The 14433-nt window shown below is 31.5% G+C and carries 16 protein-coding genes; 13 read left to right on the top strand and 3 right to left on the bottom strand.

Going from position 1 to position 14433, the window contains the following annotated elements:
• The first annotated feature begins 3 nt into the window (after positions 1-3).
• From hisD to hisIE, 7 genes are read left to right on the top strand one after another with little or no spacing between them, the layout of a single operon-like run.
• Positions 4-1290, top strand: a complete 1287-nt coding sequence (gene hisD, locus AJ882_RS04880; RefSeq protein WP_002867578.1) for a histidinol dehydrogenase — start codon at positions 4-6, stop codon at positions 1288-1290.
• Positions 1287-2345 (top strand): bifunctional histidinol-phosphatase/imidazoleglycerol-phosphate dehydratase HisB, encoded by a 1059-nt coding sequence (hisB, locus tag AJ882_RS04875; protein ID WP_002867577.1) that lies wholly within the window; start codon positions 1287-1289, stop codon positions 2343-2345. The genes hisD and hisB overlap by 4 nt, the downstream gene beginning before the upstream one ends.
• The gene (gene hisH / locus AJ882_RS04870; protein ID WP_002851270.1) at positions 2342-2929 is read left to right on the top strand and encodes an imidazole glycerol phosphate synthase subunit HisH; all 588 of its coding nucleotides are present in this window, start codon (positions 2342-2344) and stop codon (positions 2927-2929) included. Before hisB ends, hisH begins: the two co-directional genes overlap by 4 nt.
• Positions 2926-3657, top strand: coding sequence for a 1-(5-phosphoribosyl)-5-[(5-phosphoribosylamino)methylideneamino]imidazole-4-carboxamide isomerase (hisA, locus tag AJ882_RS04865; protein WP_002867576.1), 732 nt, complete (start codon positions 2926-2928; stop codon positions 3655-3657). Before hisH ends, hisA begins: the two co-directional genes overlap by 4 nt.
• The gene (locus AJ882_RS04860) at positions 3642-4580 is read left to right on the top strand and encodes an HTH domain-containing protein (RefSeq protein ID WP_002860061.1); all 939 of its coding nucleotides are present in this window, start codon (positions 3642-3644) and stop codon (positions 4578-4580) included. Before hisA ends, AJ882_RS04860 begins: the two co-directional genes overlap by 16 nt.
• Positions 4581-5348 carry an imidazole glycerol phosphate synthase subunit HisF gene (gene hisF / locus AJ882_RS04855; RefSeq protein WP_002851492.1) on the top strand — a complete coding sequence of 256 codons (768 nt, stop codon included), beginning with the start codon at positions 4581-4583 and terminating at the stop codon, positions 5346-5348.
• A gap of 1 nt (position 5349) precedes the next feature.
• A complete protein-coding gene (gene hisIE, locus AJ882_RS04850) occupies positions 5350-5973 on the top strand; it encodes a bifunctional phosphoribosyl-AMP cyclohydrolase/phosphoribosyl-ATP diphosphatase HisIE (RefSeq protein WP_002851143.1) in 624 nt (207 codons plus the stop codon).
• Between the two features lie 24 nt (positions 5974-5997).
• On the opposite strand, the gene AJ882_RS04845 is transcribed toward hisIE, so the two are convergent.
• Together AJ882_RS04845 and AJ882_RS04840 are read right to left on the bottom strand one after the other, a co-directional pair.
• A complete protein-coding gene (locus AJ882_RS04845; RefSeq protein ID WP_002886573.1) occupies positions 5998-7158 on the bottom strand; it encodes a tetrahydrodipicolinate N-succinyltransferase N-terminal domain-containing protein in 1161 nt (386 codons plus the stop codon).
• 25 nt (positions 7159-7183) lie between these two features.
• Entirely contained in the window at positions 7184-8290 is a 1107-nt protein-coding gene (locus AJ882_RS04840; RefSeq protein ID WP_002886575.1) for an Mrp/NBP35 family ATP-binding protein, read from the bottom strand.
• Positions 8291-8412: 122 nt separating this feature from the next.
• Between AJ882_RS04840 and AJ882_RS04835 the strand changes: the two genes are divergently transcribed.
• The 6 genes from AJ882_RS04835 to prfA all read left to right on the top strand — a co-directional run bounded on the left by AJ882_RS04835 (position 8413) and on the right by prfA (position 13483).
• Positions 8413-9528: a bifunctional 2-C-methyl-D-erythritol 4-phosphate cytidylyltransferase/2-C-methyl-D-erythritol 2,4-cyclodiphosphate synthase gene (locus AJ882_RS04835; protein ID WP_002867571.1), complete on the top strand. Its 1116-nt coding sequence runs from the start codon at positions 8413-8415 to the stop codon at positions 9526-9528.
• The gene (locus AJ882_RS04830; RefSeq protein WP_002868301.1) at positions 9525-10412 is read left to right on the top strand and encodes a response regulator; all 888 of its coding nucleotides are present in this window, start codon (positions 9525-9527) and stop codon (positions 10410-10412) included. Before AJ882_RS04835 ends, AJ882_RS04830 begins: the two co-directional genes overlap by 4 nt.
• Positions 10390-11550 carry a sulfate adenylyltransferase gene (locus AJ882_RS04825; protein WP_002868300.1) on the top strand — a complete coding sequence of 387 codons (1161 nt, stop codon included), beginning with the start codon at positions 10390-10392 and terminating at the stop codon, positions 11548-11550. Before AJ882_RS04830 ends, AJ882_RS04825 begins: the two co-directional genes overlap by 23 nt.
• A gap of 4 nt (positions 11551-11554) precedes the next feature.
• Positions 11555-12055 carry a phosphatidylglycerophosphatase A gene (locus tag AJ882_RS04820; protein WP_002851418.1) on the top strand — a complete coding sequence of 167 codons (501 nt, stop codon included), beginning with the start codon at positions 11555-11557 and terminating at the stop codon, positions 12053-12055.
• Positions 12056-12133: 78 nt separating this feature from the next.
• Positions 12134-12397, top strand: a complete 264-nt coding sequence (gene rpsT, locus AJ882_RS04815; protein WP_002856547.1) for a 30S ribosomal protein S20 — start codon at positions 12134-12136, stop codon at positions 12395-12397.
• Between the two features lie 18 nt (positions 12398-12415).
• A complete protein-coding gene (prfA, locus tag AJ882_RS04810) occupies positions 12416-13483 on the top strand; it encodes a peptide chain release factor 1 (protein WP_002868299.1) in 1068 nt (355 codons plus the stop codon).
• Positions 13484-13496: 13 nt separating this feature from the next.
• Here prfA and AJ882_RS04805 read toward each other — a convergent pair whose 3' ends face one another.
• A complete protein-coding gene (locus tag AJ882_RS04805) occupies positions 13497-14252 on the bottom strand; it encodes a HugZ family heme oxygenase (protein WP_070279675.1) in 756 nt (251 codons plus the stop codon).
• Positions 14253-14433 lie beyond the last annotated feature (181 nt).

Here is a 14433-nt window from a genome sequence, read left to right as displayed (position 1 = left end):
AAAATGCAAATTTTAGTATATGATAATTTGGATGAAAAACAAAAAGAAGAAGCGTTAAAACGCCCTGCTATAAGTGCGAAAGATGAAATTTCAAAAATAGTAAGTTCTATCATTAAAGAAGTGCAAGAAAAAGGCGATGAAGCTTTGATAGAACAAGCTTTGAAATTTGATAAGGCTGAAATTTCAAAGATTAAAATCACTCAAGAAGAAATCACTCAAGCAAGCAAGCGTTTAGATAAAGATTTACAAGAAGCTATTTTAGTGGCTTATGAAAATATCAAAAAATTTCACGAAGCCCAAATCCCACATGAAATCGCTCTTGAAACTACAAAAGGCGTTAAATGTGAAGTTTTAACACGCCCTATAGAAAAAGTAGGACTTTACATACCAGGGGGTTTGGCACCTTTGTTTTCAACGGTTTTAATGCTAGCTATTCCTGCAAAAATTGCAGGTTGTGAAAAAATCGTTTTAGCAAGTCCTGCAAAAATCAATGATGCTGTGCTTTTTTGTGCTAAGCTTTGTGGCGTGGATGAAATTTATCAAATGGGCGGTGCAGGAGCTATAGCAGCTTTGGCTTACGGTACCCAGAGTGTTTTAAAGGTGGATAAAATTTTTGGCCCAGGAAATGCCTTTGTAACCGAAGCAAAACGCCAAGTAAGTAGTGATATAAACGGAGCAGCTATTGATATGCAAGCAGGACCTAGTGAAGTTTTAGTCATAGCTGATGATTTAGCTAATGAAAAATTTGTAGCTAGTGATTTGCTTTCACAAGCTGAACATGGTGCAGATTCTCAAGTGATTTTAGTGTGTTTAAGTCAAGATTTTGCTAAAAAAGCAAGTGATGAAGTCCAAAGTCAATTAGAACTTTTGCCTCGCAAAGAACTTGCAAGCAAAAGCATTGCTAATTCACGCATTATCATAGCTAAAGATTTAAATCAAGCCTTAGAAATTTCAAATCTTTACGCCCCTGAACATTTGATCATACAAACTCAAAATCCACGAGAACTTTTAAAAGGTGTAAAACACGCAGGATCAGTATTTTTAGGAGCTTATTCCCCAGAGTCTATGGGTGATTATGCAAGTGGGACAAATCATGTTTTACCTACTTATGGACTTACTAAAACGCATTCTAGTTTAGGTTTGGCAGATTTTAGCAAAAGAATGACCGTTCAAGAGTTAAGTAAAGAAGGTTTTTTAGCTTTAGGTAAAAGTGTTGAAATTTTAGCACAAAATGAGCATTTAGACGCGCACAAAAATGCAGTAACTTTTCGTTTAGAAAGCTTAAAATGAGTCAAAAAATCCTTTTTATAGATAGAGATGGCACTTTAATAGAGGAGCCAAAAAGCGATTTTCAAATCGATACTCTTGAAAAATTGCGTTTTGAAAAAGATGCTATTCCCACTCTTTTAAAACTAAAAAAATTTGGATTTAAATTTGTTATGGTAAGCAATCAAGACGGTCTTGGAACACCAAGTTTTCCAAAGGAAAATTTTGAAATCGCTCATGAAAAAATGCTTGATATTTTAAAAAGTTGCGGTATAGAATTTCAAGATATTTTTATTTGTCCGCATTTTGAAAATGAAAATTGTGTTTGCAGAAAACCTAAAACCGCTATGTTAGAAGAGTATATCAAACACGAACTTTATGATAAGGAGCAAAGTTTTGTTATAGGAGATCGTGAGAGTGATATGATCTTGGCTTCAAATTTAGGCGTGCGTGGTTTAAAATACGGCGAACTTTCTTGGAAAGAAATAGAAAATGAAATTTTAAGTTCTTTTAGAAGCGCGAGTTATCAAAGAACTACTAAAGAAACAGATATAAAAGTAAAGGTATGCTTAAATGGGGGTAAGGTTAGCATTAAAACAGGTATTGATTTTTTTGATCACATGTTAGAGCAAATCGCTGTACATGGAGGTATAGGGCTTGAAATTTCTTGTAAAGGAGATTTGGAAATCGATGAGCATCATAGCGTTGAAGATGTAGCCTTAGCACTTGGAGCTTGTATCAAAAAAACTTTAGGGGATAAAATCGGCATTGCAAGATATGGTTTTGCTTTACCTATGGATGAGTGTTTGGCAAGTTGTGCGATGGATTTTTGCAATCGTCCCCATTTAGTCTATAAAGCCAAATTTAAAAAATCTCATTTAGGGGCTTTAAGCACAGAAATGATCGAGCACTTTTTTTATTCTTTAAGCTATGCTATGGGCGTGAGTTTGCATTTAAAAGTTAAAGGCAAAAACGATCATCATAAAGCCGAAGGGCTTTTTAAAGCCTTTGCAAAAGCTTTGAAAATGGCAGTAAAAATAGAAAGTGAAAATTTAGCCAGCTCTAAAGGAGTGATATGAAAATCATCATCATCGATACAGCCTGTGCGAATTTAGCATCTTTGAAATTTTGTCTAGATAGATTAGGTTTTAATGCAACTATCAGTAGGGATTTAAAAGAACTTGAAAGTGCGGATAAGCTTTTTTTACCTGGAGTGGGTACCGCAAAAGAAGCAATGAAAAATTTAGAACAATTTAATCTTATTGATTTTATTCAAAATACCAAAAAACCTTTGCTTGGTATTTGTTTAGGTATGCAAATTTTAGGAAATTTTTCTGAAGAATTAAATCAAGAAACCTTAAAACTCATAGATTTTACAACTCAAAAATTTAAAGCTAAAGAAGGCTTTACTTTTCCACATATGGGATGGAATGAAGTTTATAGCTCTCATGCTTTGTTTAAAGGCTTAGAAGGGGCTTATTTTTATTTTGTGCATAGTTATTGTGTAGGACTTGGGAAATACACTATAGCAGATTGTGAGTATTCGCAAAAATTTAGCGCAAGCGTAATGAAAGATAATTTTTACGGAGTGCAATTTCACCCTGAAAGAAGTAGCGAGGCTGGGGAAATTTTAATTTCAAATTTTATTAAGGATATAGGATGACTCAAATCATACCCGCACTCGATCTTATAGATGGCGAAGTGGTGCGTCTTGTAAAAGGGGATTACGAACAAAAAAAAGTATATAAATACAATCCCTTAAAGAAATTTAAAGAATACGAAAAAGCAGGAGCGAAAGAACTTCATCTTGTAGATCTTACAGGTGCAAAAGATCCTAGCAAAAGACAATTTGCTTTGATAGAAAAATTAGCCAAAGAAGTCAGTGTCAATTTGCAAGTAGGTGGAGGTATACGCTCTAAAGCAGAAGCTAGAGCTTTGCTTGATTGTGGAGTAAAAAGAGTAGTTATAGGATCTATGGCAATTAAAGATGCGACTTTATGTCTTGAAATTTTAAAAGAATTTGGTAGTGAAGCTATAGTTTTAGCCTTAGATACGATTTTAAAAGAAGATTATGTTGTGGCTGTAAATGCTTGGCAAGAAGCAAGCGATAAAAAGCTTATGGAAGTTTTAGATTTTTATAGCAATAAAGGCTTAAAACACATACTTTGCACAGATATTTCAAAAGATGGCACCATGCAAGGAGTAAATGCAAGACTTTATAAACTTATCCATGAAATTTTTCCTCATATTTGCATTCAGGCAAGTGGTGGAGTAGCAAGCTTAAAAGACCTTGAAAACTTAAAAGGAATTTGTAGTGGGGTTATCGTAGGAAAAGCTTTATTAGACGGAGTTTTTAGTGTAGAAGAAGGGATAAGATGTCTGGAAAATTGACCTATAAAGAATTAATTATAGAAGTTTTAAAACAAACTAAAAAGCCTTTAAATGTGAGTGAAATTTGGCAAAAAGCTCTTGAAAAAGGCTTAGATAAAAAGCTTTCTAGTATAGGACAAACACCCACTCAAACAATTTGGAATAGGTTGCTTACAGATAAAATTAACTTTCTTAAAACCTCAATAAAACCTACAACTTTTTGGCTAAAAGAAAGAGAAAATGAACTTTTAAAGCTTGATAATAAAAATGAAATTACCAATGAAAAACAAGAAAAAAATAAATTTCATGAAAGAGATTTACACCCCTTGCTTGTAAAATTTTTATATGAAAATTTAGATTTTAATTTAAATTGCAAAACAATTTATCACGAACAAAGCAAAAAGGGTAAGGGCGGGGAAGATAAGTGGAATTATCCTGATATTGTAGGGGTTTATTTTCCTTACGATGATTATGAAAAAGAGACCATAACACTTTTAGAAAATATCAAACAAAATAGTTATAAGCTTTTTTCTTTTGAACTTAAAATTGCTTTAAATTTTTCAAATTTAAAAGAATGCTATTTTCAAGCTGTAAGCAATTCTAGCTGGGCAAATGAAGGCTATTTGGTTGTTTTACAAGAAATTGATAGCGAAGTTTTAAGTGAGTTAAGACGCTTAAATCAAAGTTTTGGCATAGGAGTGATAAAACTTGAAAAAGATATTTCAAATTCTCAAATTTTAATTAGTGCAAAAGAAAAAGAACTTGATATTCAAACACTAAATATGCTGATCAATAAAAATCCAAATTTTAAAGAATTTATTGATGATATAAACAAACAAATTAAAGTGGGCAAAGAAGCAAAAATTCAAGCTAATTTTGATGAAATTAAAAGCGATGAAGAAATGGAAAAATATCTTAAAGAAAAATGTATTTTGGAGAAATAAATGCTTACAAAACGCATAATTGCATGTTTAGATGTCAAAGATGGCAGAGTAGTAAAAGGAACACAATTTAAAAACCATAAAGATATGGGAGATATCATAGAGCTTGCTAGGTATTATTCTCAAAATGGTATTGATGAGCTTGTTTTTTATGATATTGCTGCAAGTGCTAGAAAAGAACGCATATCAAGAGAATGGGTAAGTGAAGTAGCAAAAAATATCAATATTTCTTTTTGTGTTGCAGGGGGTATTAAAAGCGAAGAAGATGCAGCTGAACTTTTGGCTAATGGGGCAGATAAAATTTCTATCAATTCTCCTGCCTTAAATGATCCAAGCCTAATCACACGCCTTGCTAAAAGCTTTGGCGTGCAATGCGTAGTAGTAGGGATTGATAGTTTTAAAGATGAAAATGGAAATTTAAAAGTATTTCAATACACAGGGGATGAAAAAACAAGTAAACATAGTGGAAAAAGCACTTTAGAATGGGTTAAAAAAGTGCAAGATCTAGGTGCAGGCGAAATTGTTTTAAATATGATGAATCAAGATGGTGTTAAAAATGGCTATGATTTAGAACAATTAGAAGCTGTATATAAAATTTGTAAAGTACCTTTGATCGCAAGTGGGGGAGCGGGAAAAATGGAACATTTTTTAGAAGCTTTTAAACTAGGTATAGATGGGGCTTTAGCTGCTTCTGTTTTTCATCAAAAACTTATAGACATTAAAGAATTAAAAATTTATCTTAAAAATCAAGGCTTAAGTATAAGGATATAATATGCAAAATTTCAAAGAACTTAATGAAAAAATCGCTTGGCAAAAAGTGGATAATCTTTTACCTGTCATCATCCAAGATGCAAAAACTTGCGAAGTTTTAATGCTAGGCTTTATGAATAATGAAGCCTTAGAAAAAAGCTTAGAAAGTGGCAAAGTAGTCTTTTTTTCACGCACAAAACAGCGTCTTTGGATGAAGGGTGAAGAAAGTGGAAATTTCTTAAATATCATAGATTTAAGCTTAGATTGTGATAATGACACGCTTTTAATTTTAGCAAATCCTGTAGGGCCTACTTGTCATACGGGCGATATTTCTTGTTTTGAAAAAATTTCTAAAAATGCAGATTTTGTTTTTCTAGCCAGACTTGAAAAACTTATTAATGCACGCAAAAATGCCGATGAAAATACTTCTTATACAGCAAAACTTTTCAAAAGTGGTACAAAACGCATCGCACAAAAAGTTGGTGAAGAAGGCGTAGAAACAGCTTTAGCAGCGACAGTAAAAGATAAAGAAGAGCTTATTTGTGAAGCAGCGGATTTAATGTATCATTTAAGTGTTTTACTTGCAGATGCAAATCTTAGTTTCTCAGATGTGATTTCAAAATTAAAAGAAAGACATAAAGCTTAAAGCTTTATGTAAAATAAATTTATATCAATGCAAGGCTTCATTAAGTTTGACTGCTTTTTTATTTAAAGCTACTATCATAGCACCACTTATAGAATCTTGACGGAAATGTAGCCCATTTAAACCTTTAAGCTCTAAGCCTTTGTAAATTTCTTTATCAAAATTAAAATAAGGATTAAGTTTAGCAAGTTCTTCGGCATCTTTGAGTAAAAATTTCGTTCCTTCTAGCACTGCAATACCTGCATCAACTATACAATTATCCCCTAAAGGAATTCCTGTCACTGAATTAGCCCCTAAAAGACAAGCCTTGCCTACGCTTATAGCATTGCCACTTGTTCCACTTAAAACACCTAAAATCGAAGCTCCGCCACCTACATCAGAACCTTCTCCTACTATAGCACTTGAACTAATACGCCCTTCAACCATACAAGCTCCTGTTGTACCTGCATTAAAATTCACATAACTTGCCCCTGGCATGATGGTTGTTCCTGCTGCTAAAGACGCACCCATTCTTACTTTAGAACTTTCTAAAATTCTTGTATTATCCTCAGGGATAATATGTGCTAAAAATCTTGGGAATTTATCAACAAAATCGATTTTTGGATATTGATTGCTCATTTTTAAACGCATTTCATTTGCTCTTAAATACTCAAGCTCGATAGGCTTATCATCACTCCAAGCTACATTGCTTAAAAGTCCAAAAGATCCATTTAGATTGATACTTCTTAAAGGTACTTTTTTAGTAGAAAGCAAATAAAGTTTTAGATAAATACTTTCTACACTTAAAGGTTCTTTATCTTCAAAAAGACAAACAAAAGAAAATTCATCGTCTTTAAATTTATCTTTGATAATCTTTAATAAATCAATATTTTGATGCCCATCTTCTTCTAAAAAAGGTTTAAAACAAGAAAGTGCAAAATCAATATCTTCTAATTTCAAAGTTTGCACAAACTCACTCGCATTAAAATCAATCTCCACGCCCCTTTGCATAAAAGCTTCAAGCATGATTGCCGCTGAGCCAAAATTTTGCTCATAGTTAATCAAAGCAAAACTTGCTTGTAAGATTTTATTTTTATTTAACTGTCCTCTATCAAGCCTTGCTATACCAAAAGCTTTAGGTTTTTTATAGCCACTTTTTTGCTCGATTTGTTTGATTAAAAGTAAAAAATCTTCTTTAGTATTAATCATTTTCTTTTCCTTATCCACTTAATTTTTAATGCGAACACGCACTTTTTCCATTCATCATAGGTTGTATAGCAGAATTATCCGCACCACCTTCATTGTTAATCTTTTCTATAAAACTCCAAATTTTTTCGGCCGCCATTAAATAACGCCTTGAACTCACACTTTCAGGGTGATAAAAACTCACAGGCTTGCCTTCATCTCCACCTTCTCTTACTATCATTTCTATAGGAATTTGTGCTAAAACTTCACTTTTATAGGCTTTTGCCATATCTTCAGCTGTTCCTTTACCAAAAATATCATACTCTTTACCATTATCAGGACATAAAAATCCACTCATATTTTCAATCACACCCGCTATAGGAATATGAAGTTTATTAAACATATCTAAAGCTCTTTTGCTATCGTCTAAAGATACGGTTTGAGGTGTGCTTACACAAACTCCTGCAGTAATAGGAATACTTTGCGCAGAAGTAATTTGTGCATCGCCTGTTCCTGGAGGCATATCTAAAAACAATACATCAAGTTCAGGCCAAATCACATCAGCCAAAAGTTGCTCGATTGCTTTCATAATCATAGCTCCACGCCACATAAGGCCTTGACCCTCTTCGATCAAAACCCCCATACTCATCATATAAACACCATGAGTTAAAATAGGCTTTAATCTCTGCCCTACTACTTCAGGCTGAGTTTTGGTTTCACCTAGCATTCTTGGAATATTTGGCCCATAAATATCCGCGTCTAAAATACCTACTCTTTTTCCCATTTTAGCCATGGAAATTGCTAAATTTACTGTAGTTGTAGATTTACCCACACCACCTTTTCCACTTGAAACCATGATGAAATTTTTTACTTGTGGAGCGATATTTTTTCCACTTCTTGAATTACTTTTTTCTTCAGGAATTTTTGGAGTAATGATATTAAGTTCAATATTTTTTAAAGCCAAACTCGATAAAGCTTCAATAGTATTTTTACGAATTTCATTAGCTACTTCAGGATTTGCTGAAACGATTTCTATATCAATGAATACACCATCATCTTGAATTTTAATATCTTTTACAAAGTTAAAACTCACTATATCCTTTTCAAAACCAGGATATTTTACAGTTTTTAATTTCTCTAAAATTTGTTCTTTCATATTTTTTCCTTGTCTTTTAAAAAAATCAATTTTACTAATAAAATGATAAAATTTAGCTTTTTATAAGTGTATAATATGGTAACATTATAAAAACCAACAATATTAAAAAGAGGAATGAAAAAATGAGTGAAATGAGCCTCATTATGTTAGCAGCTGGAAATTCTACTCGTTTTAATACAAAGGTAAAAAAACAATTTTTACGACTTGGAAATGACCCTCTTTGGCTTTATGCAACAAAAAATTTAAGCTCTTTTTATCCTTTTAAAAAAATAGTTGTTACCTCTAGTAATATCACTTATATGAAAAAATTTACTAAAAACTATGAATTCATAGAAGGTGGTGATACCAGAGCAGAATCCTTAAAAAAAGCCTTAGAGCTCATAGATAGCGAATTTGTTATGGTAAGTGATGTAGCAAGGGTATTGGTGAGTAAAAATTTGTTTGATCGTTTGATTGAAAATTTAGATAAAGCAGATTGTATTACCCCTGCTTTAAAAGTTGCAGATACAACACTTTTTGACAATGAAGCCTTGCAAAGAGAAAAAATCAAACTCATTCAAACCCCGCAAATTTCTAAAACCAAATTGCTTAAAAAAGCCTTAGATCAAAACCTAGAATTTACAGATGATAGCACAGCTATAGCTGCAATGGGTGGAAAAATTTGGTTTGTTGAAGGTGAAGAAAATGCAAGAAAACTAACCTTTAAAGAAGATCTTAAAAAACTTAATTTGCCTACACCTAGCTTTGAAATTTTTACTGGCAATGGTTTTGATGTGCATGAATTTGGAGAGAATCGCCCTTTGCTTTTAGCAGGAGTGCAAATTCATCCTACTATGGGGCTTAAAGCACACAGCGATGGAGATGTTTTAGCTCACTCTTTAACCGATGCGATTTTAGGTGCTGCAGGACTTGGAGATATAGGAGAGCTTTATCCTGATACTGATATGAAATTTAAAAATGCCAACTCCATGGAGCTTTTAAAACAAGCTTATGATAAAGTCAGAGAAATAGGTTTTGAACTCATTAATATAGACATTTGCGTCATGGCACAAAGCCCTAAACTTAAAGACTTTAAACAAGCTATGCAAAGCAATATAGCTCATACTTTAGATTTAGATGAATTTAGAATCAATGTTAAAGCCACAACAACGGAAAAATTGGGTTTTATTGGAAGAAAAGAAGGTATGGCGGTGCTTAGTAGTGTAAATTTAAAATATTTTGATTGGACAAGATTATGAAAGTTTTAATTATTGAAAATGAAATTTATCTAGCGCAAAGCATTAGCATTAAACTAAGTGATGCTGGATATAGCTGTGAAATTATTAACTCGTTTGATGAATACAATGGTGAAAAATACTATGACATTATACTGCTTTCTACAAATACTAATAATTTTCTAAAAGCCGTAGGTCAGTTTAAACATAGTATTATTATTTTGCTTATTTCTTATATAAGTACAGATACAGTTTCAAATCCTTTGAAATTAGGTGCTAGTGATTATATTCAAAAACCCTTTATGATAGAAGAGCTGATTAGAAAAATAAAGCATTATCAGGATTTTAGAAAACTTTCAATCCTTAATAAAGCTTATCAAAGCTATATCAAATCAAGATTAGAAACAATCAAAATTCCAGAGTATAATTATAAAAAATTAAAACTTCCATTGATATTAAAATCCAACAAGCAAAGCAGTGCTGATGCTTTTGTTTTTAATTATGCAAATGAATGTGACATTACTCTTTCTTTTATTGATTTAACATCTACAAATTCAGTTGAAAAAGTTATGAAACTTCCCACAGAAAACAATCTCTTATTTTTGAGTAATTTTCAAGCATTAAAAGCAACAGAAAAGGAAAAACTCCTAGATTTTATACAAAACAAAAATGTTATTTTGCATACCAATTCAAATACAGATGATTTAAAAATAAACTGCATTAATTTAAATGATAATGAAAAAAATATCAATAGCAATGAAATTTTAACTATAGATGAGTATGTAAAATATGTTATTATAAATTACCAAAATATATTTCCTGATACTGATCTTTCAAAAAAATTAGGCATTTCACGTAAATCTTTATGGGAAAAAAGGAAGAAATATGAAATCAGCAAGAAAAAATAAAAACATTACCATAGATCAAAATGAATTTGGCATCTTGTCACTTATTAAAGAAGGTTTGCTAGGTACTTGCACTCATTTAATGAATGAAAAAGAAGTCAATGAAATCATTAAATCAGGAAAATTTAAAGGAGAAAGTTTTCCCTATCCCTTAAGCTTTGCACCAAAAAATGCTGAAGAAGCACTAAATGATATAAAATCTGGCGATAGAATCGATCTCATACTAGATGAAAAAGTAGTAGGACATATAGATTTTAAAAGCCAATTTAAAAATAATAAAAATTTTTCTGATATTTTCAGTCCTAACACTTGCTCTTTAGAAGACATGGGAACAACTTGCATAAGTGGAAAAATAGAAATTTATAATTCTCAAATTGAAAAAATAAAAGAAAATTTTCAACAAATCAAAAACAATCTTAATGCACAAAAAATTACTGCTATAGTTTCAAGTTTTGATCCTTTGCATCGTGCCCATGAAAGAATGTTTCGTTGGACTATTGATAAAGCAGATTTAGTTGTAATTTTTCTTGTAGAATCTTTTGATGTAAATGGGTTTGAATTCGAACTTAAAGAAGCATATTTGAAAAAATTTATTCAAAACTATCTTCCACCGGATAGAATTTTCATTTTTCCATTAAAAAATATTAATATTTTTCACGCTCATTTAAATCCTGGCTTAGAAAGTATTATCGCAAAAAGTCTAGGTTGTACCAAACTAGTAGTAGGACAAAATCATACAGGACTTGGAATGTTTTATGACGATAACCAACCAAAAACCATACTTGATGATTTTTCCAAGGACTATGGCATAGAAGTGATCGTTTTGCCTGAATTTGTATTTTGCGATCAATGTCGCATGATTGTTAGCACAAGATCTTGCCCTCATGGTTGTCATCACCATTTGCACTATAATTCTCAGTCTTTAAAAGATTTACTAAGAGCGGGTATCATTCCTCCAGCAATTTTCATGCGCAAGGAAGTATCTAGTGTTATTTTAACTTCTCTTTTTCCAAATAGATTAAAAAATATGCAAAAAATTTATAATGAGCTTTTTCCAACTGATGGAATTTTAGAATACAAAAATGATGAAGAATTTTATCAAAAACTTTTAGAAATTCATCAAATGTCTTATATGGTGTAATAAAATGCAAAAATTATTTTTAACTTTTTTTTATTCAGGTTCTGTAAAAAAGGCAAGTGGGACTTTTGGTACTATCGCTGCTTTAATACCTGCTTTTTTTATACTTAAATATCTCGGGATTAATACTTTGTTTTTACTAAGCATTTTAATTTTTGTTGCAAGTATTCGTGTTATAGATGATTATGAAAAAAAAACAGGAATTCACGATGACAAACACATAGTTATCGATGAGGTTGCTGGAGTTTTTCTTGCTTGTGCTATTGCAGCAAGTGTTGAAAACTCGATAGTCAATTTTATTTTGGCTTTTGTTTTATTCAGACTCTTTGACATTACAAAACCTTCTATTATTGGTAAGATAGATAAAAAAGTCAAAGGCGGACTAGGTGTAATGCTTGATGATATGTTAGCAGGATTGTTTGCTGGACTTTTAAGTGCGGTAATTTATGGATTTTTACTTAAATTTAATTTAGTTTTTTGGGATATAAATTTAAAAGACTTATTTTGAAATTTTGCTTAAATTAATTAAATTTTAAATTTTATTCTTATATAATTTAGTCTTTAATTTCAAAAAAGGAAAATATAAATGGCAAACCATAAATCTGCTGAAAAAAGAGCAAGACAAACTATTAAAAAAACAGAAAGAAATAGATTCTATAGAACAAGACTTAAAAATATAACTAAAGCCGTAAGAGAAGCTGCAGCAAATGGAGATAAAAATGCTGCTAATGAAGCTTTAAAAGTAGCTAATAAAAGCATTCATGCTATGGTAAGTCGCGGTTTCATTAAAAAACAAACTGCTTCTCGCCGTGTAAGCCGCTTAGCCCTTTTAGTAAATAAAATCGCATAATTTTCTATATAGTTTTTAATGTTAGCTAGCAAACTAGATCCTTTTTTAAAACGCTTTGAAGAGTTAAATTCTCTTCTTAGCAGTTCTGATATAATCAACGATATCAGTAAAATGACTACACTCTCTAAAGAACAAAAAAATTTAGAACCTATCGTTTTAAAAGCTAAAGAGTATTTAAAAACTTTAGACAATATAGAAGAAAATAAAGCTTTGCTAAACGATCCAGAACTTGGGGAACTTGCGAAAGAAGAACTAAAAACTTTAGAAGAATTAAAACCAAAGCTTGAAGAAGAGATTAAAATTTTACTTCTTCCTAAGGATCCCAATGATGAAAGAAATATTTTTCTTGAAATTCGCGCAGGCGCAGGTGGCGATGAGGCATCTTTATTTGTAGGAGATCTTGTAAAAGCTTATGCAAGATATGCTGAAAATCGTGGCTATAAACTTGAGATTGTAAGTTCTAGTGAAGGAAGTGTAGGTGGATTTAAAGAAATCATCATGCTTGTTAAAGGAACAGGAGCTTATTCAAGACTTAAATATGAAGGTGGAACGCACCGTGTTCAAAGAGTTCCTCAAACAGAATCCCAAGGACGCGTGCATACTTCTGCTATCACCGTGGCAGTAATGCCAGAAGTTGATGATATAGAAATCGAAATCAATCCAAACGATCTTAAAGTTGATGTTATGCGATCTTCAGGACATGGTGGACAAAGTGTAAATACTACTGATTCAGCTGTTCGTATCACTCATATCCCTACAGGTATAGTTGTAGTCAATCAAGATGGAAAAAGCCAACACAAAAATAAAGAAAGTGCGATGAAAGTCCTAAAAGCAAGGCTTTATGAAATGCAAGAGAGTGAAAGACTGGCAAAAGAAAGTGAAGCAAGAAAATCACAAGTAGGAAGCGGAGATAGAAGTGAACGCATTCGCACTTACAATTTTCCACAAAATCGTATCAGCGATCATAGAATAAATCTTACTTTATATCGCTTAGATGCCATTATGCAAGATGGGCTTTTTGATGAAATCATAGAACCTTTAATCACTCATCATCAAGCCCAAGCTTTACAAGAACAAAATTTATAAGATTTTATATAAATTAATGCTTATGTAGGAATTTATGTGGATTTCCACTAGCACCTACATGTGTAACATTTCCATTTTCTATATCATAAGCTTGACCAAAACCTTTTACAAAGCGTCCTTTTTTAAATTCAAGCTTTACTAGATGAAAATCAAGCATCTTGCGTATAGTTTTAATGCCTCCTTCTCCTCCGGTTTGTTTTTCAAACTCATCATAAATTTGATCAAATCTTTCACCTCTCTCTAAAAAGCTTGCATTTACTCTATAGCGCAATCTTTTGCGAAGTATCACAGAAGCGGCTTTACTCTCATCCTCTAAAAACATTATTTCTATATTGTTTGGATTTACTTTGATGTTGTTAAAATGTTCGCTTGCTTCACTTATATAAATATAATTTCCCCATTGTGTGCTTACAAAAGGTGCATACGAGCAAACAACTTCTCCATTTGCATTTAAAGTTGCCAAAGCTACAGAATTAAAACTTAGCATAAATTCATTTAATTCTTTTTCTACGCCACTAAAATTTTGCTCACTCTTTGCACTCATGCAAAGGGATATTATAGTATCTTTAATCGTGTTTTCATCGGCTTTTTTAGGAAATTCCACTCGTAAATTTTCTTTATCATTGTAAACAAGATCCAAGCCATTAAAATCAACACTTTTTAGAAAAACATCTTGTACTTGCTCAATACCACCAAATTTTTTACAAAGATCAACCAAATTTGATTTATGATGATCATTCATATGAGAAATAATGCTTTCAAAATTCATTTTTATCCTTTCTTGATTTTAAAATAAAATATTAAAAAAAATGGTATCAATTATCAAATTAAAAATAACTTAAAATATAAAAATTATCTATTTTAACAAAAATTTATACTAAATTAAGTTAATAAAGGATAAATTTCGTTCAAATTATTATGATATAAATTATCATTATTTATTTTATTTA

Source organism: Campylobacter sp. BCW_6461, assembly GCF_001762735.1.
Classification (GTDB): domain Bacteria; phylum Campylobacterota; class Campylobacteria; order Campylobacterales; family Campylobacteraceae; genus Campylobacter_D; species Campylobacter_D jejuni.
This window is presented reverse-complemented; position numbering and strand designations above follow the sequence as displayed.

Bases quoted from the DNA above. Each gene is read 5' to 3' on its own strand.
- hisD (WP_002867578.1), top strand. From the start codon at position 4: ATGCAAATTTTAGTATATGATAATTTGGATGAAAAACAAAAAGAAGAA.
- hisB (WP_002867577.1), top strand. From the start codon at position 1,287: ATGAGTCAAAAAATCCTTTTTATAGATAGAGATGGCACTTTAATAGAG.
- hisH (WP_002851270.1), top strand. From the start codon at position 2,342: ATGAAAATCATCATCATCGATACAGCCTGTGCGAATTTAGCATCTTTG.
- hisA (WP_002867576.1), top strand. From the start codon at position 2,926: ATGACTCAAATCATACCCGCACTCGATCTTATAGATGGCGAAGTGGTG.
- AJ882_RS04860 (WP_002860061.1), top strand. From the start codon at position 3,642: ATGTCTGGAAAATTGACCTATAAAGAATTAATTATAGAAGTTTTAAAA.
- hisF (WP_002851492.1), top strand. From the start codon at position 4,581: ATGCTTACAAAACGCATAATTGCATGTTTAGATGTCAAAGATGGCAGA.
- hisIE (WP_002851143.1), top strand. From the start codon at position 5,350: ATGCAAAATTTCAAAGAACTTAATGAAAAAATCGCTTGGCAAAAAGTG.
- AJ882_RS04845 (WP_002886573.1), bottom strand. From the start codon at position 7,158: ATGATTAATACTAAAGAAGATTTTTTACTTTTAATCAAACAAATCGAG.
- AJ882_RS04840 (WP_002886575.1), bottom strand. From the start codon at position 8,290: ATGAAAGAACAAATTTTAGAGAAATTAAAAACTGTAAAATATCCTGGT.
- AJ882_RS04835 (WP_002867571.1), top strand. From the start codon at position 8,413: ATGAGTGAAATGAGCCTCATTATGTTAGCAGCTGGAAATTCTACTCGT.
- AJ882_RS04830 (WP_002868301.1), top strand. From the start codon at position 9,525: ATGAAAGTTTTAATTATTGAAAATGAAATTTATCTAGCGCAAAGCATT.
- AJ882_RS04825 (WP_002868300.1), top strand. From the start codon at position 10,390: ATGAAATCAGCAAGAAAAAATAAAAACATTACCATAGATCAAAATGAA.
- AJ882_RS04820 (WP_002851418.1), top strand. From the start codon at position 11,555: ATGCAAAAATTATTTTTAACTTTTTTTTATTCAGGTTCTGTAAAAAAG.
- rpsT (WP_002856547.1), top strand. From the start codon at position 12,134: ATGGCAAACCATAAATCTGCTGAAAAAAGAGCAAGACAAACTATTAAA.
- prfA (WP_002868299.1), top strand. From the start codon at position 12,416: ATGTTAGCTAGCAAACTAGATCCTTTTTTAAAACGCTTTGAAGAGTTA.
- AJ882_RS04805 (WP_070279675.1), bottom strand. From the start codon at position 14,252: ATGAATTTTGAAAGCATTATTTCTCATATGAATGATCATCATAAATCA.